The 26,048-nt window shown below is 49.0% G+C and carries 21 protein-coding genes, 1 tRNA gene and 1 pseudogene; 9 read left to right on the top strand and 14 right to left on the bottom strand.

The genetic code is table 11. The annotated features are described in order from the left end of the window. Window positions 1-21: 21 nt before the first annotated feature. Together NG795_RS01540 and NG795_RS01535 are read right to left on the bottom strand one after the other, a co-directional pair. The gene (locus tag NG795_RS01540) at window positions 22-801 is read right to left on the bottom strand and encodes an HAD-IIB family hydrolase (protein WP_367286908.1); all 780 of its coding nucleotides are present in this window, start codon (window positions 799-801) and stop codon (window positions 22-24) included. A gap of 286 nt (window positions 802-1,087) precedes the next feature. Then, window positions 1,088-1,267 (bottom strand): hypothetical protein, encoded by a 180-nt coding sequence (locus NG795_RS01535; RefSeq protein WP_367286907.1) that lies wholly within the window; start codon window positions 1,265-1,267, stop codon window positions 1,088-1,090. 384 nt (window positions 1,268-1,651) lie between these two features. Here NG795_RS01535 and NG795_RS01530 point away from each other — a divergent pair, with 384 nt between their 5' ends. Beyond that, window positions 1,652-2,524 (top strand): hypothetical protein, encoded by an 873-nt coding sequence (locus tag NG795_RS01530; protein WP_367286906.1) that lies wholly within the window; start codon window positions 1,652-1,654, stop codon window positions 2,522-2,524. Between the two features lie 153 nt (window positions 2,525-2,677). Here NG795_RS01530 and NG795_RS01525 read toward each other — a convergent pair whose 3' ends face one another. From NG795_RS01525 to NG795_RS01510, 4 genes are all read right to left on the bottom strand, one after another. After that, window positions 2,678-3,415, bottom strand: coding sequence for a DevA family ABC transporter ATP-binding protein (locus NG795_RS01525; protein WP_367287145.1), 738 nt, complete (start codon window positions 3,413-3,415; stop codon window positions 2,678-2,680). A 42-nt stretch (window positions 3,416-3,457) separates the two neighbouring features. After that, entirely contained in the window at window positions 3,458-4,618 is a 1,161-nt protein-coding gene (gene devC / locus NG795_RS01520; RefSeq protein WP_367286905.1) for an ABC transporter permease DevC, read from the bottom strand. A 12-nt stretch (window positions 4,619-4,630) separates the two neighbouring features. Beyond that, window positions 4,631-6,631, bottom strand: coding sequence for an HlyD family efflux transporter periplasmic adaptor subunit (locus NG795_RS01515; RefSeq protein ID WP_367286904.1), 2,001 nt, complete (start codon window positions 6,629-6,631; stop codon window positions 4,631-4,633). A gap of 223 nt (window positions 6,632-6,854) precedes the next feature. Next, on the bottom strand, window positions 6,855-8,126 hold the full coding sequence (locus NG795_RS01510; RefSeq protein WP_367286903.1) for an aspartate aminotransferase family protein: 1,272 nt from the start codon (window positions 8,124-8,126) through the stop codon (window positions 6,855-6,857). A 669-nt stretch (window positions 8,127-8,795) separates the two neighbouring features. On the opposite strand from NG795_RS01510, the gene NG795_RS01505 reads away from it, so the two are divergent. Next, complete coding sequence (locus NG795_RS01505; protein WP_367286902.1) at window positions 8,796-10,418, top strand: cation:proton antiporter; 1,623 nt, start codon at window positions 8,796-8,798, stop codon at window positions 10,416-10,418. Here NG795_RS01505 and NG795_RS01500 read toward each other — a convergent pair. Beyond that, the gene (locus tag NG795_RS01500; protein ID WP_367286901.1) at window positions 10,415-11,092 is read right to left on the bottom strand and encodes a potassium channel family protein; all 678 of its coding nucleotides are present in this window, start codon (window positions 11,090-11,092) and stop codon (window positions 10,415-10,417) included. The genes NG795_RS01505 and NG795_RS01500 overlap by 4 nt on opposite strands. Window positions 11,093-11,216: 124 nt before the next feature. Between NG795_RS01500 and NG795_RS01495 the strand changes: the two genes are divergently transcribed. After that, window positions 11,217-12,317: a potassium channel family protein gene (locus tag NG795_RS01495; RefSeq protein WP_367286900.1), complete on the top strand. Its 1,101-nt coding sequence runs from the start codon at window positions 11,217-11,219 to the stop codon at window positions 12,315-12,317. A 92-nt stretch (window positions 12,318-12,409) separates the two neighbouring features. Further along, window positions 12,410-12,550 (top strand): annotated as a pseudogene (locus NG795_RS01490) (hypothetical protein); the annotation flags it as partial. Window positions 12,551-12,568: 18 nt separating this feature from the next. On the opposite strand, the gene NG795_RS01485 reads toward NG795_RS01490, so the two are convergent. Further along, the gene (locus tag NG795_RS01485; RefSeq protein WP_367286899.1) at window positions 12,569-12,775 is read right to left on the bottom strand and encodes a glycogen debranching protein; all 207 of its coding nucleotides are present in this window, start codon (window positions 12,773-12,775) and stop codon (window positions 12,569-12,571) included. A gap of 214 nt (window positions 12,776-12,989) precedes the next feature. Next, window positions 12,990-14,192: a tetratricopeptide repeat protein gene (locus tag NG795_RS01480; protein WP_367286898.1), complete on the bottom strand. Its 1,203-nt coding sequence runs from the start codon at window positions 14,190-14,192 to the stop codon at window positions 12,990-12,992. Window positions 14,193-14,654: 462 nt separating this feature from the next. Here NG795_RS01480 and NG795_RS01475 point away from each other — a divergent pair, with 462 nt between their 5' ends. Both NG795_RS01475 and NG795_RS01470 read left to right on the top strand, forming a co-directional pair. Next, on the top strand, window positions 14,655-14,813 hold the full coding sequence (locus NG795_RS01475) for a hypothetical protein (protein WP_367286897.1): 159 nt from the start codon (window positions 14,655-14,657) through the stop codon (window positions 14,811-14,813). A gap of 60 nt (window positions 14,814-14,873) precedes the next feature. Then, complete coding sequence (locus tag NG795_RS01470) at window positions 14,874-15,146, top strand: DUF7219 family protein (RefSeq protein WP_367286896.1); 273 nt, start codon at window positions 14,874-14,876, stop codon at window positions 15,144-15,146. 560 nt (window positions 15,147-15,706) lie between these two features. On the opposite strand, the gene NG795_RS01465 is transcribed toward NG795_RS01470, so the two are convergent. The 4 genes from NG795_RS01465 to NG795_RS01450 form a co-directional block, all read right to left on the bottom strand. Then, a tRNA-Pro gene (locus NG795_RS01465) sits at window positions 15,707-15,780 on the bottom strand. 50 nt (window positions 15,781-15,830) lie between these two features. Next, window positions 15,831-16,220 (bottom strand): DUF1818 family protein, encoded by a 390-nt coding sequence (locus NG795_RS01460; RefSeq protein ID WP_367286895.1) that lies wholly within the window; start codon window positions 16,218-16,220, stop codon window positions 15,831-15,833. A gap of 15 nt (window positions 16,221-16,235) precedes the next feature. Then, window positions 16,236-16,868 carry a hypothetical protein gene (locus NG795_RS01455; RefSeq protein ID WP_367286894.1) on the bottom strand — a complete coding sequence of 211 codons (633 nt, stop codon included), beginning with the start codon at window positions 16,866-16,868 and terminating at the stop codon, window positions 16,236-16,238. 47 nt (window positions 16,869-16,915) lie between these two features. Then, entirely contained in the window at window positions 16,916-17,152 is a 237-nt protein-coding gene (locus NG795_RS01450) for a DNA-directed RNA polymerase subunit omega (protein ID WP_367287144.1), read from the bottom strand. 183 nt (window positions 17,153-17,335) lie between these two features. Here NG795_RS01450 and NG795_RS01445 point away from each other — a divergent pair, with 183 nt between their 5' ends. Continuing rightward, window positions 17,336-18,052 carry a GDSL-type esterase/lipase family protein gene (locus tag NG795_RS01445; RefSeq protein ID WP_367286893.1) on the top strand — a complete coding sequence of 239 codons (717 nt, stop codon included), beginning with the start codon at window positions 17,336-17,338 and terminating at the stop codon, window positions 18,050-18,052. 499 nt (window positions 18,053-18,551) lie between these two features. On the opposite strand, the gene NG795_RS01440 is transcribed toward NG795_RS01445, so the two are convergent. Beyond that, window positions 18,552-19,970, bottom strand: coding sequence for an LCP family protein (locus NG795_RS01440; RefSeq protein ID WP_367286892.1), 1,419 nt, complete (start codon window positions 19,968-19,970; stop codon window positions 18,552-18,554). 968 nt (window positions 19,971-20,938) lie between these two features. Between NG795_RS01440 and NG795_RS01435 the strand changes: the two genes are divergently transcribed. Beyond that, window positions 20,939-25,612 carry a PAS domain S-box protein gene (locus tag NG795_RS01435; RefSeq protein WP_367286891.1) on the top strand — a complete coding sequence of 1,558 codons (4,674 nt, stop codon included), beginning with the start codon at window positions 20,939-20,941 and terminating at the stop codon, window positions 25,610-25,612. Window positions 25,613-25,622: 10 nt separating this feature from the next. Continuing rightward, window positions 25,623-26,000 (top strand): response regulator, encoded by a 378-nt coding sequence (locus tag NG795_RS01430; protein ID WP_367286890.1) that lies wholly within the window; start codon window positions 25,623-25,625, stop codon window positions 25,998-26,000. Window positions 26,001-26,048 lie beyond the last annotated feature (48 nt).

Raw genomic sequence — 26,048 nt, 5'->3', positions numbered from 1 at the left:
ATCCAGGGGCGATCGCCTCTTTTAAGGCAATTGGGCGGCAAGAATGGCGCGAACTAACTCGCAAAACCCCTCGGATTCCGGTAAATCCGTGACATAGGCGGGGTGATGGGTGAGGATATCCCCGTATTCAGCAATATTGGCAACCCCCACCGACAAGGGAAACAGGGTGTTGTCGAATAAACTCTCATCGTTGGGACTATCCCCCACCGTCACGACGCGATCGCTGCTGTAGTCAGGGAAGCGATCGCCCAAAACCTGCATCAGGGCCACTGCCTTATCCTGCTGGTGGGGTTTGATATGACAATGAACTGTACTAAAAGTAAATCCCCAACCCATTTCGGCACAGAGGGACCTCAATCGCTGCAAATGATCTGAAGTCAGTCCCGCCACCTCAAAGGTCCAATCTGTGACTCGAAATGGATTATCCGAAGTCTCTCGCAGATGGGGAAATTCAGTCAAGAGAGAGGCAAAAGCTGCCGCTAGTTGCTGGCGATGAGTCTTTAAATCGGCGATCGCAGTTAACAGGACAGGAGTCCCATTGCTGGGGTAGAAAATCCCGCCATTTTCGGCGATCGCCCCCACTACCGGCAGATAACTGACTAACCCACTCACCCATCCCGCCGATCGTCCCGTGACGATCACCACCGCCACAGATGCTGCCGCTAATGCCGCCAATGCTTGTAACAAATCCGGGGTAAATTTCCCCTGGTGAGTCAGGGTCCCATCCAGATCCGTTGCTACCACGGCCACTCGTTGCAGGCTATGATGGATCTGAAGTTGAGATAAGGGTAAAGATTTCATAAATTTCTAAAGGTGCCATTCCATCATTGTGGGTTTTCCTTTACCATGAGACCAAGGGAAAGAAAAGGAGTCAACCCTTGGAGATGAATTCGTTGGCATCGATTAACAAAACCGAAAAAAGGGTGAAAATCACCGTGAGATTTCTGTTGATTCAAATGGGAATTCCCTAGAATTTACTGTCGTTAATTCCGGGCAATCATTGCCTTTAAATGACTTTAACCGCTTCAATTCAAGGGTCTAATCTGCCTCAAACCCGGTAGGGATTGTCAACCTTGAGTTCCATTTGTCACGTTAAAGCGACCCACTGCCGGACCTCAACAGTTTGAGGCGATCGCGCAGAATCCCCGGTTTTGGACCTGAGCTTTTCATCCTGGAGCAATTGCCCTAAACTACAGTAGAGTTCGCCATCAGAATCTGGTATAGCCCTGTTTCGTCGGTCTGGGGCATCATACAGAAGTCGCGGCATCGTCCTAGAGTTGGGGTGGGGTGCCATCCGGGGGTGTAGAGAGTCTTGACGCCAGGGGTCGCTTTCTTTACCGAGTCGGGAGTCCGATGCTAGGGGAAAATTGCCGCCTTAGATCCAGCCTGTAAGGGGATAGTTAAGATAAGGTAAGGGTGTTGCGATCGGTTCGGTTGATTTTGAGTCACCAGCAGTTTGCCCCAAAACGGACAAACATCTCCTACCCTTCTCTGAGAGTTCACAAGAGACCGACCCAGCGTCCGACCTGACTTGACAACTCTCATTGGTGGCCTCTGATCCATGAGAGGACGGGAAAAACTTACGGGATGAATATCAAAGATGCCGTCAGGGGAACTCTATTAAAAAGTGCCGTTGTACCAGGGAAAGTCTATGTCAAGCCCTATTATCCTTGTCCAGCCTACCTTAGCTCAAGCGCCTGCAGCGAATGACTCCAAAATTCCCCTGTCATCGGATCAACTTTGGATGTCAGTATCCGGTGGCCTGTTGCTGTTACTGATAGCATCCTTCGTGTTTCACAAGGTGCAAATTGAGCAAATCAAGAAAAAGGTTAAATTTGATGAATTTAAAAACAAAGAGCTACAAAAGAAGCTGAAAATGTCTCTGGAAACCATCACCAAGATGGAAAAAAATCCCGACTTGATTCACTCGCGGGAGTTTAACTTAGACTATCTGCGGATGAGGATGGAGGAAGAAAACTTCCACTTTGCCGTGGTGAATCAAATTAAAGTCAAGGTGAAAGAAAAAATCTCGGTTGCCCTACGTCCGAATGCAGAAAACCGAGGTTCCGGACGACAAGTGGATGAAATATTTGACGTGGAATATCATCTAGGTGATGTTGCCAAGTCGAAAAAACGAGTCCTGTTTCGCATTCAAATCAAGTTAACCAAATTACCCACCCAAGCTACTTCAAAAACGATTAGCCAAATTATTGACTGTCTGGAAACCTATCTCAGTGCCCGGGATGATCACGATACCTGGCAACCGACGATTCAAGGTAGAGTGGCTTATATCCACTGGGATCAAAAAGCCAAACCGACCCCCTTGTTAGTGCTGGAACAATCGAATGAAGGGGTGAACGTGACGTTCCGAACCACAACTGCCCGACGGGTCTCCGCCTCAGACACCTCAGATACAGGCGCGATGACAGGGGCAACCTCGATCACGGGCGCAACAACGCGCAGGGGGAAAACCGGAACCAAGACGAAAATCCAAGGAAATGGGGGCAAAAAACCCCGTCGTTAAAGGGGAAGGAGGTCAGGATGCGGTTTATCCGGTTATGCAACACTCAAATCGGGGGATGATTTCTAGGGTAGGTTATCAAAGCGATCAAAATCCCCCCGTGCGATCGCCCGGTTTTGAGCGTGATCAGAGGTCCGTCATCTTCAGTTTACCTCCCTATCCCTTCCCTTCCTTAAGTCGTCCATCTTCCATCTGAACGATGCGATCGGCAATGTCTAAAATCCGGGGGTCATGAGTCACCAGCAAAATAGTACAACCTTGTTCTTTTGCCAAACGTTGCATCAGTTCTACCACATCTCGACCGGATTTACTATCTAATGCAGCGGTGGGTTCATCCGCTAAAACCAGTTGAGGATGACTCGCTAATGCACGGGCGATCGCCACCCGTTGTTTTTGTCCCCCGGATAGGTTTTCTGGATAATAATCCACCCATTCCCTTAATCCAACCGATTCTAACATTGCCGTCGCTTTGGCTTTCATTTTGCTCTCGTCCCCGGGTTGAGAATGCAAATCCAGCGACATTTGAACATTTTGCCTTGCGGTTAAACAGTTTAACAAGTTATGGGCTTGAAAAATATACCCAATATTCCGCCGAACTTGCACCAATTGCTTGGGACTCGCCCCACAAAGTTGTTGATTACAAACTTTCAGACTCCCTTCTTGGGTCGATCGCAATCCTCCCATTAAGGTTAATAAGGTGGTTTTCCCTGAACCCGATGGTCCGGTCATTAAGACAATTTCTCCCGAATTAATCCTTAATTTGATATCAAATAAAATTTGTTTTCGCAGCGGCCCTTTGCCAAAATAATGATTGACGTTTTCAATTTCTACCACCGGAAAGGGCCGAGAATAAATCTTTTTAGCGTTGAAACTAGCGGCGTGATGAGCATCCATAATCACTGGAATTGTTAGCTGTCTGAGATTTAGGGGGGAAGACTAAAAAATATCCGCCGGGTCAGCATCCCGCAGTTTCCGCAAGGCGACTGCGCCGGAGATAGCACACATGATCAGGGTGAGAACGAGAACCAGAACTGCCCGTTCTGGGGTCATGGCAATGGGTAAACGGGTGGCATTGCGGGTTAAAGTATATAACAGAAAATTGGCGATCGCCAAGGCCGGAATATACCCCAAAATGGCTAAAATCACCGCTTCCTGTAATACAACTCCCACAAAGTACAAATCCGCATATCCCATCGCCTTGAGGGTAGCATATTCCGCCAGATGACTGGCGACATCCGTATATAAAATCTGATAAACGATCGCAATTCCCACCATAAACCCCATAATCGTCCCCAGGGTAAACACGAAACCGATCGCCGTCCGAGTCTTCCAATAGTTCTGTTCACGATCAATAAACCCTTGATGACTCAGAACTAGCACATCCGGAGGTAAGCGAGACTGAATCTGGGCAATTACTGCTTCCACATTGGCCCCGGGTTTAAGATAAATTAACCCCACATCCACCTCATGAATATTCCGCCGTTTAAACACTTTTAAAAAGGTTAAATCACTGGTAATCAAACTCCCATCGGCCCCAAAAGAAGCACCCAAACTAAACAATCCCCGAACCTCAATTCTCCGCCCGCCTACTTCAGTTTTTACCCTCTGACCTTCTTGTAACAGTTGCGGAATTGGCCCAAATTCTGGACGAGCATCCCGGTCAAATAGCGCCATATCTGAGCGTTTAATTTCATCAAGGTTCCCCTGAACCTCGGGCAGATTCAATGCGGATTTAGTCGGGTCAATACCCAAAACTAAAATTGAGCGATCGCTTTGATTCACCGGATTTTTCCAAGTTCCGATCGCCAGATATAAAGGACTGACCGATTGCACCTCCGGGACCGCCAAGGTTTGGTAGAGGCGACGTCGGGAAAAAGACTGCATGGAAATCAACGCTTGCGATCGCGGACTGATTAACACGATATCTCCCGTCAAACTCCGGTGTAGACGAGTCGAACTATCAAACAGGGCATCTCGAAATCCCAACTGCATAAACATCAAAATATCTGCAAAAGCAATCCCGGCGATCGCCACCAACAGGCGACTTTTTTCCCGGGACAATTGTAACCAAGCTAAAGGAATTTTTCGGAACATCATGATTAGGCCAATTTACTCGGGAGTGCTGATGGGTGGATCTGCCGGACTGGTGGGAACCGTTGGCGATGACATTGTGGCAATAATAACCTCCACTTGTAAATTGGTTAACCCGGCAACCCGTTGACTATCCTCGGGGTCGAGGCGAATTTTCACCTCCACCACTCGGGCATCGGTATCCGCAGTCGGGTCCGTTTCTAAAACATCTTTTTTGCCAATTTCTAACCCGATGCGATCGACAGTACCGGACAATTCTCCATCCACCGCATTACTTGTAATTGCTGCCCGTTGACCCAAGCGCACATACCGAATATCGGTTTCATAAACCTCAGCAACGACAAACATTCGGTCTGTTTGCCCGATCGCCACGATGCCTTGATCTTGAGCAATACTTTCCCCGGGTCGGCTGTCAATGGCAAGCACTCGACCCTCAATGGGTGAGCGCACAAAGGCTTCATCCAGACGCGCCTGGGCTTCGGCTTCTGCGGCGATCGCACTATCCACCTCCGCCTCCGCCAGTTGCACATCTACGGGTCGCACTTCGGAAATACTCTCTAAAATGGCTCGGGCTTCCTGGAGTTGCTGTTCCCCCGTCGCCCGAATCCGATCGCGAGTGACGACTGCCTCATTGAGTTGTTCCCGGCCCACTTTTTGGAGTTGTTCCTGCTTAACTTCGGCCTCACTCAGTTCCGCTTGACCTGTGCGATCCAATTGAGTTAATACTGCTTGTTCTTCCTGCAATTGTTCTACTGCCGTGGCTTGGACTCGTTGCAGATTGGTCCTAGCCTCTTCAATTTGCTTGCCCACGGTCCCCTCAATTTTAGTGAGAGTGGCCCGGGCTTCCTCCAGAAGTTTCGCCCCAGTTTCATTAATTTTCTCTAAGGTGGCGACGGCTTCTAACTGTTGCTGACGAGTAGTGCGATCAAGTTCTTCGAGTCTCGCCTGCGCCGCTTTCACCTCTTGCAGTGCCACTTCCACATCCAGGCGTTTTGTATCATAAACCGAGGCACTAATCCCTCCTTCTTGGTAAAGTTGCTCGTAGCGTCGGAACTCTATCCCCGCATTTTGGAGTTTCGCCTGCAATTGAGAAATGAGCGCTTGTTGTGCGGCGAGTCTCTCATCGCGTTCGGCTTGTAAGCGGGCAATTGTGGCTTGTTGTGCGGCGCGATCGCCTTGAATCTGAGCAAGTAGGCGAGAAATTGTCGCTTGTTGGGCCGCCCTTTGACCGGTGAGTTCCGCTTGCAAGCGGGCGATCGTCGCCTCTTGGGTCAGAATCTGACCTTGGAGTTCTGCTTGCAGGCGAGAAATCCCGGCTTCCCTAGCGGTGACATTCCCCTCTAATTGGGCGCTAAAACGGTCAATGGTCGCCTCTTGTGCGGCGATATCCCCTTCCACCTGAGCACGAAGGCGCGCAATGGTGGCATCCTGAACCGCCAAATCCCGGGGAATCTGGGCCTGTAAGCGGGCGATGGCTGCTTCTTGGGCGGCAATATCACCCGTTTTGGCCCCGGCTTTAACTTGCGCTAATTTCGCTTGGGCGATTTTCACCTGTTGTTTGGCTTGTTCGAGTTGTGCGGCAAGGCGATCGCGACTGTCTAAAATGGCGATCGTTTGACCCACACGCACGCGATCGCCTTCCTCCACTAATAATTGTCCCAATCGGTCTCCCTGCATGGCGTTGGCTGCAGAGACTTGAATCACTTCGGAACCCGGTTCGACTCGTCCCAAGGCACTCACATATTGCAGCGTGGGAGGCGCTTCAATCGGGGTCGGTGTTCCCCTTTCCTGAGTTACAGGTCGCGTCTGTAATAAAATGTAAATCGAATATCCCCCAATGGCGATCGCCGCCATCACTAGGATCAACGTCACCCAGGGGGGAAAAAAGCTCACTCGTTCTAATGGGGTCCTCCCCGCCTTGGTCTGAGTCTTCAAGGATGCATCAGCAACTGGAACAGAGGGCGCAGTAATTTGGCGATCGGGTTTTTTATCCTTGTCTTGAACAGACTCGTGACCCATGATGACTTAATAATACCGATTTAGGGCTTAGGGTTGAGAGGCAAACCGCTCTTTCTGGATTGATTGTATAGGATTTTGACTCTGCGCTGACAAGCAATCAATTAAAATCCCCAGTTTTCCTGTTGAGATTTAACCTCCTCCGTTGCAATAGCAACCCTCAGAACCCGGTTTCCAGATTGAAAACCGGGTGTGCGATCGCCCTCAATCCCATCCGGGGTTAGAACTAAGCGCTCAATTGCGCGATCGCCTCTTTAAGGGTTGCTAATGCTTCATCTACTTCTGACTCAGTAACAATCAAAGGCGGAACAAACCGCACCACTTTCGGTCCTGCCGGAACCAGTAATAATCCGGCTGCCATTGCTACTTTGACAATCTCAATCGAAGTCATTTCCGTCTCAGCAGACAACTCCAGACCATTAATCAGTCCCCAACCGCGCACTTCAGCAATTAGATTGGGATATTCAGTGGCGATCGCCTCTAATCCCTGGCGTAATTGTTCCCCCCGTTGTGCGGCGTTGGCTAACAAATTGTCCTGTTCCAGGGTTTGACAGACTGTGAGGGCCACCCCACAGGCGAAGGGATTCCCCCCATAAGTGCTGGCATGATCCCCCGGTTGAAAGACATTACAATGGGATTTACATAATGTTGCCCCAATCGGGATTCCACCGCCTAACCCTTTAGCTGAGGTAAAGATATCCGGTTCAATGCCGAGGTTTTCATATCCCCACAGCTTCCCAGTCCGGCCCATTCCCACCTGTACTTCATCTAAAATCAGTAAAATGCCTAAATCATCGCAAATTTGGCGGACTGCCTGGAAGTAACTCACATCCCCGGGACGGACGCCGCCTTCTCCCTGTAGCGGTTCGAGGAGAATGGCCGCAACTCGACGCTTTTCGCCTCCATCGAATTCGGCGACTGCGGCTTTGATAGCCTCAATATCATTAAACGGCACATAAGCAAACCCCGGTACCAACGGGTCGAAATTCTTCTGATATTTGGGTTGACCCGTGGCCGTAATCGTGGCGAGGGTACGTCCGTGGAAACTGGCATGGGCGGTTAAAATCACCGGCTCATCAATATGTAATACGGTGTGAGCATATTTGCGGGCGAGTTTGATAGCACCTTCATTTGCTTCTGCACCGGAGTTACAGAAAAACACGCGATCGGCACAGGAATGATCCACCAACCACTGGGCTAATGCCCCCTGTTCGGGAATATAATACAAGTTAGACACATGATGCAGTTTTTGGATTTGTTCCGTCACTGCCTGGACCATTGCCGGATGCGCGTGTCCAAGGGTACAGGTGGCAATCCCGGCAACAAAATCCAGGTATGCTCGCCCTTGGGTATCCCAAACGCGGCATCCCTGACCCCGTTCTAGGGCCAGGGGAAAGCGTCCGTAGGTGGTCATCACCGCTGCATCAAACTCCGCAGGGTCAAAAACAGACGGGTTCGTTTCGAGGGGGGGCTGGGAAATGAGGGTTTCTGGACTCACTACTTTCTCCTATGTTCCTGAGTTGTTATGCGGGTTGGGTGCGACCCGCCTAGAATTACATTTTATCCTAGCTAACTCCTCGTCCTTTTTCAGTTAAGAAGCTTAAACTTTTTCGCCCTTGGACCGCCTCAATTGGGGAACAGGCTTTTACCAAGTTTCCTCAAAATGGGCTTGACTTTTGCGGTAATTCCTGTTAATTTTATAATGGGAAAATATGCCGTCCTATTATAGACAATGGGGGAAAGAAAAGTCAGAGAGAATCGAACGAGGAAGGCGGGAAGGGTTATCAGGAATCCAGCGCATCCCTACGGTTCTGATTCAGCAATATTTTTCATCAATTTAACGATCGCCTGGGCAATCCATGAGATTGCGGGGGGTCCCTATCAATGGGGGAAATTACCAAGGGCAGGGAAATGTCAGGGTTCCCTGACTCCCTGGGGCGGAGAGGGGAAGGCGATGGGTCCAGAACATCACGATGGACCCACCTAGGGTCCCTTTTCTTAAGAGGCGATCGATCCATTGACCCTGATGCGCGATCATTCCTGACAACCGGAGGAGTTTTCAGGGATATGGTACAGTATTCACGGTCCCTAACTCTAGGTTTCCATCGGGGTTTTTGTAGCGATCGCCACCTTAGACCAATTGTCCGGGAGTTTCATTCAAATCGTGATGGGATTAATGACTAGCCGCGCCCCTTTTCCACATTTGCTTTCCCAGATAGAATCCGGTACATCCGCTCAATCGGGACGAGTAGAAGAATTAGCGATTATCCTGATTATTTTGTTGTTAGTCGCTACTTTTGTCGCCATTTTTTCCCGACAATTTAAAATTCCTTATGTTGCCGGTTTGGTCTTAGCTGGTTTAGCGATTACGGAATTTTTACCGGGAAACATTGGTTTAGATTCTTCTCTAATTTTAAACCTATTCTTGCCGATTTTAGTCTTTGAAGCGGCCATTAATACGGATATTAGTCGGTTACGCAGCACAATCGTTCCCATTTCCTTGTTAGCCGGTCCCGGACTGATTGTTTCTTTTGGCGTAACCGGGCTCGTCGTCAAATTCGGATTAGGATTAGACTGGATTCCGGGCTTATTAGTCGGTGTAATTTTAGCCGTTACCGATACCGTGTCCGTCATTGCGGTCTTTAAAGAAGTTTCGGTTCCCAGTCGGTTATCGACCATTGTCAATGGCGAGAGTATGTTTAATGATGGGGTAGCTCTGGTGATATTTACCCTGTTAGTGAATGTCCAAATCATGGGGAGTTTTTCCTTCATGAATGGACTTCAACAACTCTTGATTGTTATCATGGGCGGGACTATAATTGGGTTAATGGTGGGCTATTTAAGTAGTGGATTATTGACCCGTTATGATGATGGCTTGACCAGTATTTTACTCAGCGTTGCCGTAGCTTTGGGGACCTTTCAACTGGGGCAGTTACTCGGCGTCTCCGGGGTAGTTGCCGTTGTAGTTGCGGGTTTATTAGTGGGCAATATTGGCATAAAACAGACCGCTTCAGCCTCCAATCGGATTGCTTTATATAGTTTCTGGGAATATGCGGGATTTGGGGTGAATACCTTTATTTTTTTGCTGATTGGCTTAGAAATCAATCCCCTCACTCTCTGGAATACATTACCTGCCGTCCTGTTAGCCATTTTTGCTTACCAACTGGGGCGGCTATTGTCTGTTTATCCGTTATTAGCCCTACTTCAATGGTTTGACCGTCCCATTCCTCTGCGGTGGAAGCACGTTTTATTTTTGGGAAATATTAAAGGGTCTTTGTCAATGGTGATGGCGTTGACATTACCGGCGACGTTAGAGGGAAGGTCCCAACTCATTGCGCTCTTGTTTGGAGCAGTTTTACTCTCTTTGGTTGGACAGGGATTGAGTTTGCCCTGGTTAGTCAAACGGTTGAATATTCAAGAAATTTCTGCCTTTCGCCAAAGAATTCAAGAATTACAAGCGCAATTAATGGCGGCTAAAGCGGCCCAAGAAGAGTTAAATAATCTCTTGAAGTCAGGGGTATTGCCTAAGTCGATTTATGAAGAAATGCGGGCTTCATATCAGGTCAAAATTGCCGGGGCGGAGAAGCAATTACGGGATATTTATAATATCAGGCCCGAGGATGGGGATGGGGGCGATCGCGGAAAATTGGATGCGGTCTGGCGGCAAGTCTTGCTGGCGGAGAAAAGCACTTTAAATGACGCCCTCCGCAAGCAAATTTTATCAGAAGAAATTGTTCAAAATCAAGTGAAGAATTTGGATCAACAATTATTAAAATTAGAAGATGATTAAACGGACCCTTTCATGAAATCAATCATTTTGTGGAGACAATTTTGTTTGGTGACAATCAGAATAGTCGAGTGCAATTCAATCACCGTACTCCCATTGGGAATGACTAAATCACTATGGGGATAAGGTTGATAACCAATAATCAGCGACCCTTGAGGAAAGCGGGGGTCTCGGGCAATATCCGCCAAACTACGCCCGATCGCCTGAGAATTATCCGGAATCGACAGTTTGAGCACTTCAATTTGCCCTTGTTCAAAATGCATCATCGATTCCACTTCCGGATACTCGATCGCATTCGCCATTGTCGTCACCGCCAATTCCACCGTACTGATAATATGGGTAGCCCCGGCAATGCGATAGGGTTGTTCAAAATCCCGATGGCGCATCCGGACTAAAATTTCCGAAACCCCATAATATTTAGCCAAGGCAACCATTGCTAAATTCAGGGCATCATTCCGCAACATTGCCGCCACCGCATCCGCTTTCCGAATCCCCGCTTCTAATAGCAACTCCGTACTCACCGTACTGCCTTCAAAGGCCATCACCCCGAGTTGTTCGCGAGCATAATGACAGGCCGTTGGGTCAACATCTATCAGGGCGATCGTATGTCCCAGTTCTATCAATCTTTCGGCTAAATTGAGTCCTAGTAACCCTGCGCCCCCGATAATAATGTACATCAGTTTCTCTCCCCGGTTAGAATGTGATTCATCTTTAGCATCAGCGGGATTTACCCCAGTTGTCAATGCTCAACCTTGATTCCAACTTTATCCTACTTTAGTTATAAAAAATGCGGCTAGTTCTGTGAACCCAAAGCAACTGATTAATTTAAGCAACGAAATCAATCAAAAATATCGACGAATTCGCCAAGAATTAATTGGGGGGGTACTCGCCCTAATTTCCGTCGTGTTAATCGGGATCCTTTGGTATCGACTGGTGGAGGGATGGCGATGGGTCGATAGCGCCTATATGACGGCGATTACCCTCTCTACCGTGGGATTTATGGAAGTCCAACCCCTCGGCGATCGCGGGCGCTTATTTACCATTTCCTTGATTGCAATGGGATTGGTGAGCATTGGATATATCGTCAATCGCTTTACAGAAGCTATCATTGAAGGATATTTCCAAGATGAAATCAAAAGTAGAAGACAGCGACGCTTGATAGAAACATTATCGGAACATTACATTATTTGTGGATTTGGGCGCACGGGTCGGCAGATTGCCTATGAGTTCAATGCCGAAAACATTCCCTTCTTGGTGATTGACGCATCAGCAGAGATTGTTCAACAGGCGCAACAACTGGGGTATATTGCCATTCAAGGGGATGCCACAGTGGATGCCACCTTGTTAGAGGTGGGAATTCAACGCGCCATCTGTTTGGTAACAGCGATGCCATCGGATGCGGAAAATCTCTATACCTTAATTTCTGCTAAGACCTTAAACCCGAAAATTCGCGCCATTTCTCGCGCCAATAGTGAGGAAGCGGTACAAAAATTGCAGCGCAGTGGTGCCGATGCGGTGGTTTCTCCCTATATTACCGGGGGGAGGCGGATGGCAGCAGCAGCATTGCGACCCCAGGTGATGGATTTTGTGGATGGAATTATTGCCGGTGCCGATCGCACCTTTTATTTAGAAGAGTTTTTGATTGATTCCGAGAGTTGTCCCTTAGTCGGAGACAGTTTGCATGATGCCAAACTGCGATCGCGTTCCGGTGCCCTGGTCCTCGCCATTCGCCGCGCCGATGGACATCTCATTGGGGGACCCACTGCCGATACCGTCTTCATGGTAGGAGATACCCTCATCTGCATGGGAACTACGGAACAACTCCGCCTCCTCAACCAAATCCTCAGTCCCCTCAAGTTGAAATCACCTCGCCTTCGCAACCACCCGCCGATTTGGGAGTAGGGAGGGGAGATGTTCACCTTAACGACTTGCTGTCGTTCTCTCCTGTTGGTAGTAACGACTTGCTGTCGTTTCTTCGCTAAAGCCGTGACAAGCACCATAAGGGGCTTAAGCGCCTGTTTCAGAACTGGAGGATCCGTAGATGGAGGCGTTACGAAAGCGATCGCTTTCGTAACGCGGTAACGACTGAAGTCGTTACTACAAACAACGGAGAACGACTTCAGTCGGGACGTTGAACCTCCTCCCCCTGTCCCTTATGCCAATTTCAACGCACTCACCGGGACTTCCTCCCAGGAGTCTACGGTTCGCATTTTGACAGTCCAACCTCTGGTTTTTTGTTCCTCGGAGAGGTTTTTTAGGAAGGAGTCGTGACAGGATTGTGCTTGGGTTTCATCGCAACAGGCAATGCAAGCATAAACCAGTCCCGATGGATCGATTTGTTCGTTTACCCAAATAGTCATGATAAAATCCTTTTTTTCTGGATGAGATTGATTTCTTATTCTTACCGCCTAATGGACTAACAATGCAAGAAACGAGGATATGTTTTATCAATGCTTGCCATTATGAAGGTTCAAAAAGTTGGGGTAATTGAGAAAATTTATCGCCCGGAGTCGTCCCTGGATGATTTTGGGGAAATAGCTGAAAAGGAGGCCGATCGCCTCCTTCACCTTGGGGTTAAGAAGCGCTTTTTTCGAGGAGGTCCTGAGCTTGTTGGCGATAGGCGATCGCCGGGGAGTCGCTGGGATTGATTTCGATCGCCCGATCAAAGGAGGCGATCGCCTCTAAAAATCGTTGGTTACTCATTAGGGTCAACCCTCGATTCACCCAAGCTTCAAAGTTATTGGGTTGCAAAGAAATCACCCGATCAAAGGAAGAGATCGCCTCGGAGGGTTGGCTATTTGCTGCTAAGGCTAATCCCCGATTAAACCAAGCTTCAGCCCGATCGCTTTGCAATTCTATCGCGCGATCGTAACTGGTGACCGCATCTTCATAGCGGGTTAACTTGAATAACGCATTCCCCCGACTATTCCAGGCTTCGCCAAAATCTGGCTTAAGTTGAATCGCCTGCTCAAAACAGCGAACCGCTTCTTGATGTTGTTCCAAATGCATCAAATCAACCCCGCGATTTTGCCATGCGACTACCAAATCCGGCTGAAGTTGCAGGGCTTTTTCATAGGCATCAATCGCCTCAGCAGGACGATTTAATAACGAGAGAGTAAAGCCGCGATTAAACCATAAACTAGCATTTTCACTTTGCAGGGCCAAGGCGCGATCGAACACTTCCAAGGCTTCTGCATATTGTTGAGAATAAAACAGCACCGCCCCCAAATTACTCCAACCTTCCAAATAATCGGGTTTGAGTTGCACCGCTTGGCGATAGGCAGCGATCGCCCCGGGCCAATCTCCCGCATTTAGTTTGACATTTCCTTCCCCAAACCAAGCTTGGGCATCTTGGGGCGGAGTAGGGGCCGCTGGTGGGGGTGGAGGCGCAGGCATTTGGCGCTGCATTAACCCGGTCCCAATGTTCAGGGCCACTTGACTGAATTCGCCACAGCCTAGGCGTCCCAACTGGACTAGACGCACCCCCCATTCTGGGTTGGGATTTTCCTGCGCTTGGAGGCGATCGCCAAAGCGTTGCAACCAATCCGCCCACAAGTGCAGATCCCCACGCCAACTGAGTGCCCCTAAGAATTCTTGGACGCGATCGCGGTCCCAACCCAGGCGCAACCCTTCCACAATCTGGGTAAAGAGCAATTCATAATCCTCATCTTCCAGCGGCGGCAGTGACGAAGCCGATCCTTCGGGTTCTTGGAGTTCTGGACTGCTGCGTTGTTCTCCCAATAACCCTCTCAGGCTTTGCCAAATTTCCCTGACCATCTTCGCGCTAACCTCCCGTCGTAATTTCTCTTTCCTATTTTATTGTGCTGAGAAGCTTCCGGATCTCAAAGGGCCTGGTATTCCCCCATTTTGCTCTCTCCATCCCCGCTGGTCCCTGAATCCTAGGGAACTCAGAATCCACAGCTATTTTCCCCTGATTCTGTAACCGGGTGAGACCTTTCCCCTATCTTGCACCGTCTCCGGTTCACTCCGTCGAGTCTTACAGTCAAAGCAATCCCGGGCTGGCTGTATTTGTGCTTACCATGCAACTTTACAATCAAGACCATCCTTTGGGTAGAAGAAGGATTACGCTAAAATAGGATACTATCCCAATATGAAAAACCAAAAGCGGACCTATGAATTTCTGGAAGGAAGGCTAGATCTGGCTTTTTTAATCTTAAATTTTTGGGTTTTATTTGGCCCTTACAATCTTTCCTCTTTATCAATCTCTTCTCTTTATTTATGATGCAAAATCCTTCTTTCGGTTCCTACGCCCCACAATTAACCCAGTTAGATACACCCATCTCAATGTCATTATTTAAGAAGGAATCTCAACGCTTGCCGAGACATTGTTGCATTCCTCAAGCGGCGCGATCGCCTCAAATGCCGACACTGAATTGATTAAAAAACTTCTTAATTTCCGCCTCGCATCACCCCGTCATTTGAACCTTTAAGGATGTTATGAGTAAAACTCCTGAATATCGCGAACAATTGCACGGTGCTAAATCTAACCCTCCGATTTATGAGTATAACTTTCTTCCCGAACTGATGGTAGGTCAGGCTAATTTACAAAAATTTGGTCAACAAGTTTCAGTCATCCGAGAATTAGAAATGAAAGGAGAACTATCGAGATTTGAAAGTTCTCAGGAAATCAAGCGGCTATGGAATCATCTTAAACAAGAAACAGAAAATTTAGCCCGAGGTAGCGAGCAATTTTGCCCTCATACTCTCTAAGGGATTTGAGTTTTTGCTTCGTTGAATTGATAAAGTACCCCTCCTTGAATAGAGCGGTTCCTGGAATCCGTATTCTAGGAACTGCTTTATTTATTGGGAATGAAAAAATTTTATTTCTCCGGCCCGTATCTCTTCAGGAAACCGCAGGAAAATTTTCAACTATTTCGGCGAAAACCTGCCTGAATTATTGGGTCTATTTTGAGTCGTCGTTCACCTAAAAATGTATTTATTCCTACCGGCAAAGTTAACAATTATTCCCTACTTTAGATAGAAGCCCAGACTTATTCCACCACAATAAACTAAAAATAACCTAACATCCAGAAACTGCTGGGAATTCCAAGCGCGGTTCAAATGGGCAAGCGACTATCCTATCATCGTCAAGTTCATTGGGGGTGCTTTCATTTTGGCAATTCCCAGTTTTTCTCTTTCCTCTTTGCTCTTTTTAGGTGGGCTATTGCCGCAAAATCAAAGAACGCCGAATCTCTACTCTGTAGAAAACTCGACGTTCTTTTTATGCTGTTGATTATCTAAAACCGGAACTCGGTTTTAGGCTTCTCAAGTCGGAGCGGCGGGATTCGAACCCACGACCCCTACCACCCCAAGGTAGTGCGCTACCAAGCTGCGCTACGCCCCGACGACGCTTTACTATCTTAGCATGAACTTTTTATGGACGCAAGAGGGAAATTAAAAAATTTTTAACACCCTTGCCGCCTCGACCAGTCCGGGGACTGCGGAGGCAGGCCAACTGAACTCACAGCGCCGTCCTGTACTGAGGATAACATGAAGAAGATACGCATGGGGATAGCCTTCCACCTCCATCCACAAGATATCGCTTTCCGCTTCACAGGTGATTCGTTCTGAGTCCATCAACTCCGATGCCATTTGAGTCATCGTCGTTGCCAATTGCGCTAATAATCGGCAAAAGTCATTGAACTCGCCCTCGGTGAGTTCGATCGCCCAGTCCTCTCCCCCGACTAAACCCTGATAGGGTTCCCCTTGGGGGTCCCATCCAATGCGCCATCCGGCACCACTTTTAATCCGTCGTTCTGCGTTAGGAACGGTTTCAGGAGACATCAACCCACCACTCCTCTACAATCTCAATAAATCCGCATCCCCTGATTCCGGCAAGGGAGGGGGTCCTGCCGGAGTTCTGGGGGATGTGGGAGTTGCCTGGGGAGTTGTCTCTTGGGTTGGCCCTTGGATGTTGTAGTAGTTGGGATTAAACAGAGTGACGAGCACCTCGATTAACTCATCCCGTTGTTGGCGGTTGAGTTGGGAGAGGATTTCGCGATCGCCGATCATCGGATTCTCTTGCAAAACCCCATTCCCGGGATAGGCAGTCTCGTCGAGTTCTTCCAGAACCCCCAGATAGTCCGCTAGGGTTAGTTTCCAATCCAGACGAAACATCGGCAGACGATTTTTGACATAGAGGTGATAGGAAATCAACCGACTCGCCAGGGTGTTATCGGGGTCCACCTCTCCAGTCTGAATGCTGATGTAATTATTTGCTAAGGGGAAATCGGGCAGGCGTTCATAGACTTGCCGCCACAGTTGCCGGGGGTCTACTCGTTGTCGCCGTTGAGGGGGTGAAACCTCTTGTGCGAGGGCCCTAGGCAAAACATCAGGTAAATCCCCCTGGGGAGGTATTCCTAAAGATAGACCTAGGGTTAACCCGACCGCGATCGCGGCGATCGCTTGCCCTTTGCGCTGCCCTTGCATCATCCTTCCTCTTCCTGCCACCAAGCCCAATTTCCCCTCCAAAGCGTTAATTAATCGCCAATGATTTCCGGTTGTGCCAGTTCATCAGACATTTCGACGATCGCCCGAATCACGGGTTTCATTGTCGGTTCTTCCATGCTGTCAAAATCTTCATAGCGGCGACGCTTGGCACGATTCGCCACTTGAACCGTGATCCGATAGCGATTGGAGGCGGCATTCACCAGGTCCTCAGCTCGGCGCATCAAATGCTCTGTATCAATCGTCGCCCGTTTGTGGGGGGCAAACAATGCTCGCCGGGAAAAACTTTCAATTTTGTCTGTTGAAGTGAAGCTAGAACGCTTACTTTTTTCTGGATTGCCCGATCCACTATTCATGATTCTGTACCTTTAGGTAATTATGTTAATTTTAGCCAATGATGTAGATTGTTATCGATGTGTTAAGATTTTATAAGTCCGAGGTCCCATCGCATTATGCAAGTTTTAGCCGCATCCTCTAACCGTTCCTATCGTGCAACCGTGCATCCTCTGAAAATAGTAGCCCTAGGAGACAGTCTCGTCTATGGATTCGGCGATCCCGTTGGAGGGGGTTGGGTCGAACGACTGAGACGGGAGTGGATGATGCCCTCAAGCGCGGGTCATGTACTTTACAATCTTGGCGTCCGAGGCGATCGCGTTTGTCAAGTCTTGGAACGACTCGAAAACGAGTTTCGCTATCGGGGAGAACTGAAAAATCGCGTACCTGATGCCATCATTCTCTCCGTTGGCGTAAATGATTCCGCCCGCTTAGGACGAGCCAATGGACGCAATTTCACTGACTTTAACACCTTTACCACAGAGATTGCCCAACTTCTGGATTGCTCCCAAGCACTCTGTCCCGTCTTTTTCGTCGGCATGGTCCCAGTGAATGAGACTCAGATGCCTTTTTCCGATTGCCTTTATTTTAACCATGCGGACCAATATCGCTACAAAGAAGTAACTAGACAAGGGTGCGAACAGAGGCAAATTCCCTATTTAGACTTATTTGAGTTATGGTGCGCTCGCGGTGAAGCCTGGAGGCAAGCCCATTTATGCGAGGATGGTCTCCATCCCAATGTAGCAGGTTATCAATCCTTATTGCAAGATATTCTAAACTGGGATGTCTTCACCGCCTTTACTTCAGTTTCCGAAGGGTGGAGACATACCGCCTGATCCAGATGAAGGGGGAGTTTTCAAAGGATTAATGTCCCCATTGGTTGACCTTTCTGGGTCTGTTTTCCGTAAAATTTGCTGTAAATTAAGTTGGATATTACCACGGGCGGTCGGTTCTGAGTGGGTCTTCACTGATAGATTTTACCAACAACAACAGGCGGGGGTCTAAACCCTCGCCTTTGTTTTGGGTTCACTCTGAACTTATTCTCCCCCTTACCTCAGAGTGAAGGGGGTTGAGGGGTTAGGTCTCTCTCTATGTAAGCCAGCAAACATGATATAATTCCTAAATTAGTTATGACTCACAGCCGTTACAAATAAACCCATCTATGTCAGTTCTGACCCACTTAAAAAATGGCTGGAGTCGTGCTCAGGAAAGTCAGACCGATCGCTTCTTTGGCAAACAGGAGAATCCAGAGGCAGGCTAAAAGTAAGGCGATGGTCACGATAAAGAGGCGTTTTAACATAATTTTTTGCTTCCTAAAAAGTTATAAAATAAATTTTATTGGGCCCAATATAAATTTTTTGAATCAATAGCATCTTCTCCAATTCTAATAGTAATTTCTGACTCTAAGTCCCCTAGGGAACTGGGTTGAATCTGGGCAGTGGGTAAGAGAGTTTGTAGAGTAGTGGCAGCAGGGATATCTCCCGATTGGATAATAATTTGAGTGTGACGTTGAGGGTCGGGCCAGTCGGAAATGGGGTAAACATTGCGATATCCTCGGGATTTTAATTCGGCCAAGATTTGGCCCAAAATTAAGGGATTGCCCGAAGCATTTTGCAGGGCAATTTTTAGGGTTTGAGGAGATTGGGGAGTGGGAGGGCGATCGCGTTGGGTTCCGGGGTTGAGTTCCCGGTCAAAATAGTGGTAAAGGACCCGATCGCGTCCGGTTGTATCGATATTCCAATAGGGAGTACGGACCGATCGCGTGGTGGTAAATTCCCCCGGAAGTAGGACCATTTTCAACCCATCGGAGGGTCGCTGTTGCAGGAGGGTAACTAACCCGAAAAGTTCTTCCCGGGTGAGATTGGTATCGATATATTCGTGCATCAGTTGCACGATTCGCGGCAATTGGGACCCGAGGGTGGGACTGGCAAGGCGATCGCCGACCGATTGCAGAATCATTTGCTGTCGGTGGATGCCACTGCGATCGGCTTCATTTTTCTGGAAGCGCGCAAAACCGAGGGTTTCTTCCCCTTTGAGAGTTTGCCAACCCGGTTGTAAATGAACAGCAATCCCTTGGGTGGAATCCTGATAGGAGAGGGACTCCGGCACAAATAATTCTACCCCATCAAGCAAGTCGATGAAGCTGCGAAAGGTGGCAGCATCAGCGCGAATATAACGGTCAATGGGGATAGCGTTGAGGGTTTGACTGAGGACCCGGGAGGTTAGGGTCACCCCGCCTATGCTGTGAACATTGGCGATCGGATTACGTCCGCGATCGGGGATTTGCACCCGAGTTTGAGGAGGAATCAACAACACACTCACGGCATTTTGAACCGGGTCGAACTGCATTAACCACAGAGTTTCAGCAGGTTGCGGTAAACTGGATTGACCGTCCGGTGTGGGAGTGACACCCCCCTCAATCCCCAGAACCAACAGGTTCAGGGTTCGAGATAATCGCGGGGAAGGCAGGGGGGAATCGGTTTGTACCAAAGGTTGTCCCCAATCCGGGACTGTATCCGTAACTTTGGCATCGAACACCGCGACGATCGCTCCCAGGGTGAGGGAGAGACTCGCCATCAACACCAGGGTAAAGCTCCCCAATAGTAACCTCGCCAGTCGCCGGGTTAACGGTAACGGAGGAATCGAAATTTTCGAGGCGCGATTGGGACGATTGCGTTTTGATAGGGATGATTTTTTGTTCGGCTTTTGCGGAGGAATGGGTAAATTGTTATAGAGTTCTATGAATTCTAACACAGGTTTTTAAGGGGGTTTTTACAAGGGAAAGGCTTGAGATCTTCTATTATAAAGCGCGTTTTAAGGGGCTGAATCGGGAAAATTCGGCAATTTTCCTTCAAGGGAACCCGGGAAAAAAGCCTCCGATTATTCCCGGGGATTTAGCCAGGGAATAATCGGAGGATTGTGAGTCAGGACCGCCGGATAAGCGGGGAATCCTCCCTGGGAATAGGGAATTCTCTCTGGGGGGATGTAAATTTTTGTTAATTGTCTTTTGCAGGGGGGAGGAATGGTATAATTAAATAAGCTTAAAAATTTTATTTTACCTCTTTTGAATGAGGCCAATTAGAAAATTTTTCCAAGAAACCGATGCTCCATCCCCCAGGATATTAGCAGCAAAATCCGGGAGTCCTGACCTGGAAAACCCGGAGGTTTCATTGCTAATTTTGTCCAAATCTGGATAAGTAATCTGGAAAGATGGGTTAAATTTTACGATTCAAGCCCAGTGAAACGGACAAATTCCTCATTTTATTTCCCGAATGATTGAGAATTAGTTGCCTCAGCCAATCCCATTCAACGGTTACAAAGATGAGCCTCACTCATTTAATTGCTGAAGGGGGTGGGGGAATCGACCGGGAGGGAGATTGGACCGAGTCAAGGAACTGGATTTAGCACAAGGTCTAAACCCATTGTGGATGGCCCAGACAAAGCACAGAGGATATCAACCCAGGGCATAAACGGTTCGCACTTCTTCAGGAAGAGGCGAAATGAGCTAATAATGGATTTAATGACGGAGGAGAACCTCTCGCAATTTTCGGACCAAAAACCAAACCGGCTATCGAGAAAAACCGGAACTCGATTCTCTGTAAGGAGAGACCCGGAGTGCTGGGGACACCGGACAGCGCAGGAGAACGGAACGAAAAATCCATGTGAGAGGGGAACCCATGCGGGGGAAATCGTCGGTTGCTGATGATCACAGGGATGGAAAGATGAGTCATAAAAATTGGGCTAACCCATCAAGGCAAGAATTAATCCGGGAAATTGAAGAACGGGACCAAAAACTGAACCGGGCAAAACTTCGCTGGCAGGAGATTCACCGTCCAAAATCCAATCCTAGAAGCGAAAATGCCTTAACCAGGAGTCCGGATGACGGACCGGGCGATGAGGGAACCGAGGGGTTGCGGAACCCAGAGGAATGGCTGAGGTTGGCGTTGGATGTGGCACAAATGGCAATTTGTGAATGGGATATTCCCCGCGATCGCATCACGGGAACCCCGGGCTATGAACTGTTATGGGGTCGAGATTCCGGCAGTTTTAACGGCAGTTTTGCCGAGTTCCTCGCCTGCATTCATCCCGATGACCGAGGTGCAATTACCGAAACCCTGGAGAAAGGGTATCAAGGCTGTGGAAATTATCACCTGAAATTTCGCGTTATTTGGCCCGATCGCAGTACCCATTGGATCGAAAGTCAGGGTAAATTTTTCTACAGCGATCGCCATGAAGCCGTCCGGGCCGTGGGAACCCTGCTCAATATTGACCAACGGGTGAGCGTCGAAACCCAATTGCGCCAGCAAAAACGCGCCCTGAGCGCCTTGAGTGCGGGCAATCACATCATGATTCACGGCAAACAAGAACTCGACGTCTTGCAGCAAATCTGCGAAATGATTACCGCCATCGGGGGTTATGAATCCGCTTGGGTGGGATATGTGGCAGAAGATGACCCCAACCGGATCATCCCCGTGGCCCAAGCGGGAGAGAACCTGGAAGAATCACTCCAGTCCGGCCAAATCCTCGGGTCCGAATCGACCTTCGTCCCCCTAGTCCCCTTGATGCCGACGAGTGGATCGCTCAGAGCTCAATATCCCTATCCCGAGACCGAGAATGCCACCGGGCGACGGCCTCTGTGGGAGGGCAGTTATACTTCCGCGATCGCCCTGCCCCTGTTCAATGAAGGACAGCTCTTGGGTACCCTGAATCTTCGGGCCACCCAACCCGATGCCTTCGATCCCGACGAAGTGCAGTTACTCATTCAGCTCACCCATGACCTTGCCTACGGTATCATCGCCCTGCGCCGTCAGCAGGAACACGCCGCTGCTGAATCCGCACGCCGAGGGAGTGAAGAAAAATTGCGCCTCGCCTTGCAAGCGTCCAACATGGGAACTTGGCAATGGGAAATTTGCGGCGATCGCACCGGAAGCGATCGCATCCGAATCATCTGTTCCCTAGAATGCCTGCACCTGTTTGGTATCAACCCCGAAACCTTTGACAACAGCTACACCGCCTTTGAAGCCTGCATCCATCCCCAGGACCGCACCCTAGTCCATGAAACCGTAGAAGAAGCCATCAAGAGTGGGCAACCCTTCGAGCTTGAATATCGCGTTATCTGGGGCGATCGCTCCATTCACTGGCTCAAAGCCCGGGGCAACGCCTTCTGGGACCCCACCGGCAAACCCCTGGGAACCCTCGGCATCGTCATGGATATCACCGATCGCAAACGGGCCGAGATTCAAATCCAACAACTCCTCGCCACCGAACGAGTCGCCCATACCGCCGCCCAACTCGCCGGAGAGCAACTCTCCAACATCCTTGAAAGCATTACCGACGGCTTTATCGCCCTCGATACCCAGGGACAGTACACCTACGTCAACCAAAAAGCCGCCCAACTCCTGCAAAAACCTCGGGAAGACCTGATCGGCCAAAAAATATTTACCGAAATTCCCCAAGTGACCCGACTGCAATTTTATCAAGCCTGCAAGCAAGCCCTAGAGCAACAAACCTCCATTTACCTCGAAGAATATTATCCCCCCTACGATTGCTGGTTTGAAAACTACATCTACCCCGCCAAAGATGGACTCTCGATTTTTTTCCGAGACACCACGGAACGCAAACGCTCACAACAAGCCTTACAACAAGCCAAACAGGACCTAGAAAGCCAGGTCCGCGCACGCACGGAACAACTACGCAAAGCCAACGAACGCCTAGAGAACGAACTCCAACACCGCCAGCGCGTTGAACAAGTCTTACAACGCGCCTATCAGCGCTTGCAGTTCCATGTGGAAAATACCCCCCTGGCGGTCATCGAATGGAACCGGGAATGGCGAATTTTAAATTGGTCCGCCCAAGCGGAAAAAATCTTTGGTTGGCACGCGGAGGAAGTCTTTGGCAAATCCGATATGGACTATGCCTTGATTTACGAAGCCGACATGGAAGCGGTCACCCAGCGTCGGAACCTGCTGGTTTCCGGACAACAACCGCGAACGGTCTGCTGTAATCGCAACTACACCAAAGACGGACGGGTGATTGATTGTGAATGGTATTATTCAGCCATGTTCGCCCCAACGGGGGAGTTAATTTCCGTCTTGTCCCTGGTCCTAGATGTCAGCGATCGCACCGAAGCCTTATCCGCCTTACATTCCAGTGAAGCACGGTTCCGTAATGCCTTTGACTATGCCACCATTGGCATGGCACTGGTGGCCCCCGATGGTCATTGGTTAAAAGTCAATCGCGCCTTATGCGAGATTCTCGGCTATGACGAAGGGGAATTGCTGGAAAAAACATTTCACGAGGTCACCCATCCCGAGGATCGAGACACGGATTTACAGCCCCTCCAAGACTTACTCGCCGGGGAGATTCCCTCCTATCAGACGGAGAAGCGCTACTGTCACAAACAAGGACAGGTGGTTTGGGTTCAGTTGAGTGCATCCTTAGTCCGGGATTCCCGAGAACGCCCCCTTTATTTAATTGCCCAGATTCAAGATATCACCGCCCGCAAACGCGCCCGGGAGGAGTTGCACTCGTCCCGGGCCCGGATTGCGGCGATTCTGGAATTGGCTGGGGATGCGATTATCTCTATTGATAGCAATCAACAAATTACTTTATTTAATCAAGCCGCCGAGCGGATTTTTGGCTATAGTGCGGCTCAATTGCTGGGGCAACCTTTGGAGAAATTATTGCCGTTATGCTTAGATAGGACCGGGGAATCTGCGGGGAGTGGAGGGGGATGCTCTGCCCATCTCGCCCAGATGATGAACCAGTCTGGGGAAATTATTGGGTTGCGCCACGATGGGAGGGAGTTTCCCGCAGAAGTCTCTATTTCTGAAGTGGAAATTGCCGGGGAACAGGTGTTTACCTTGTGTTTGCGGGATATTACCGATCGCAAACGGGCGGAAGCGGAACGGGCGAAATTAATCGAGATTCTGGAGGCAACTCCGGATTTTATCCTCTCGGCGAGTGTGGATGGGACGGTTTTCTATTTAAACAAGGCGGCGCGCACGGTTCTGGGGGTCCCCCTAAACTGCCCCTTAGAAACGTTTCAGATTTTCCGGTCTCATACCGGGTCAGCCAATGACATCATTCAAAATGAGGGCATTCCCACGGCGATCGCCCAGGGGACTTGGATTGGCGAAACTGCCCTAGTGACTCCCGATGGGGCGGAAATTACCCTTTCGGAGTTGATTATCGCCCATAAATCCCGCGATGGGGCGGTGACGATGTTCTCTAGTATTGCCCGAGATATTACGAAACAAAAGGAAATCGAAGCAACAGTCCGCGAATCGGAACGACGCTGGCGCAGGTTGTTGGAAACGGTGCAGTTAGCGGTGGTGGGACTTGATCGCCGGGGTGCGATTGAATATGCCAATCCGTTTTTCCTGGAGTTGGTAGGGTATGCGCTTTCAGAAATTCAGGGTAAGGATTGGTTTGAGTTGTTTATTCCGACGCATCAGCAGCGCAGGCATTCGGAACTGTTAGAGGAGTTGCGAACCCCAGATTTTTATTCTCATCCTCAGAGTATTATTCTTACCCAGTCTGGACAGGAGAAAATTATTGCTTGGAATAATACTGTGTTGCACGATTTGCGTGGGGTGGAAATTGGGACGCTGAGTATTGGGGAGGATATTACGGAACGGGATGCGATCGAACGGATGAAGGATGAGTTTATTTCCGTGGTGAGTCATGAACTTCGCACCCCGTTAGCTTCGATTCACGGGGCCTTGAATTTGATTTCCAGCGGGTTGATTGACCCCGTGGGAGAGAAGGGGCAACGGGTGATGGCGATCGCGGCAGAAAGTGCTGATCGCCTGGTGCGCTTGGTCAATGATATTCTAGATTTAGAACGGTTAACTTCCGGCAAAATTGCCTTAATCAAGGAACGGTATTCTCCCCGGGACTTGATTGAAAAGGCGATCGAAACCATGCAAGTTATGGCAAATCGCGCCGAGGTCAATTTTCAGGTGGAATGTGACCCCAATTTGGAGTTATGGATTGATGGCGATCGCATCATTCAAGTGTTGACTAATCTCTTAAGCAATGCCATCAAATTTTCCCCCCCAGCTTCTACGGTTGGGATTTCCGTACAAGGGCGAACCCTTGCTCATAACCCTCTGGGAAAACTTGATGCCGACCCCTCGCCATCCCTGATTTTATTTGCGGTTCAAGATCAAGGTCGGGGCATTCCCGAAAATAAAATGGAAAGTATTTTTGAACGATTCCATCAAGTTGATGCCTCGGATTCCCGGAAAAAAGGAGGCACGGGATTAGGATTAGCGATTTGTCGCAGTATCATCCAGCAACATGGCGGTAGAATTTGGGTGGAAAGCGTTCTCAATGAAGGCAGTACCTTTTATTTTACCTTACCTGAAATGACCCCGGAAACTTCTCCATAGGAGGCCCACCATGAACAAACGAATTTTAGTCATTGATGATGAAGATGGCTTACGGGAAATCATCCAATTTTCCTTGGAAGTAGTGGCCGGATGGGAGGTATTCACCGCCAGTTCCGGTCGGGAAGGGATTGCTTTAGCTCAATCTGAACGTCCCGACGCCATTTTACTGGATGTCATGATGCCCGAGATGGATGGACCCAGTACATTTCGGGAATTAAAAAGCAATGCGGCTACTGAACAAATTCCCACCATTTGGTTAACGGCTAAGGCTCAAATTCGCGAACAAAAAGAACTGATTGAATTAGGGGGAGCTGGGGCCATTCTTAAGCCATTTAAGGCGGAAAATTTAGCTTATGATGTCCGAAAAATTTTGCAATGGAGTGAATAAATATTGGGTGTTTTATCAATAAAGATAAATGAAGTAGAGGGCAAAATT

Origin of the sequence: Laspinema palackyanum D2c (assembly GCF_025370875.1) — a bacterium.
Classification (GTDB): Bacteria; Cyanobacteriota; Cyanobacteriia; order Cyanobacteriales; family Laspinemataceae; genus Laspinema; species Laspinema palackyanum.
The sequence above is the reverse complement of the archived record's forward strand: the minus strand, read 5'-3'. Positions and strand labels throughout refer to the sequence as shown.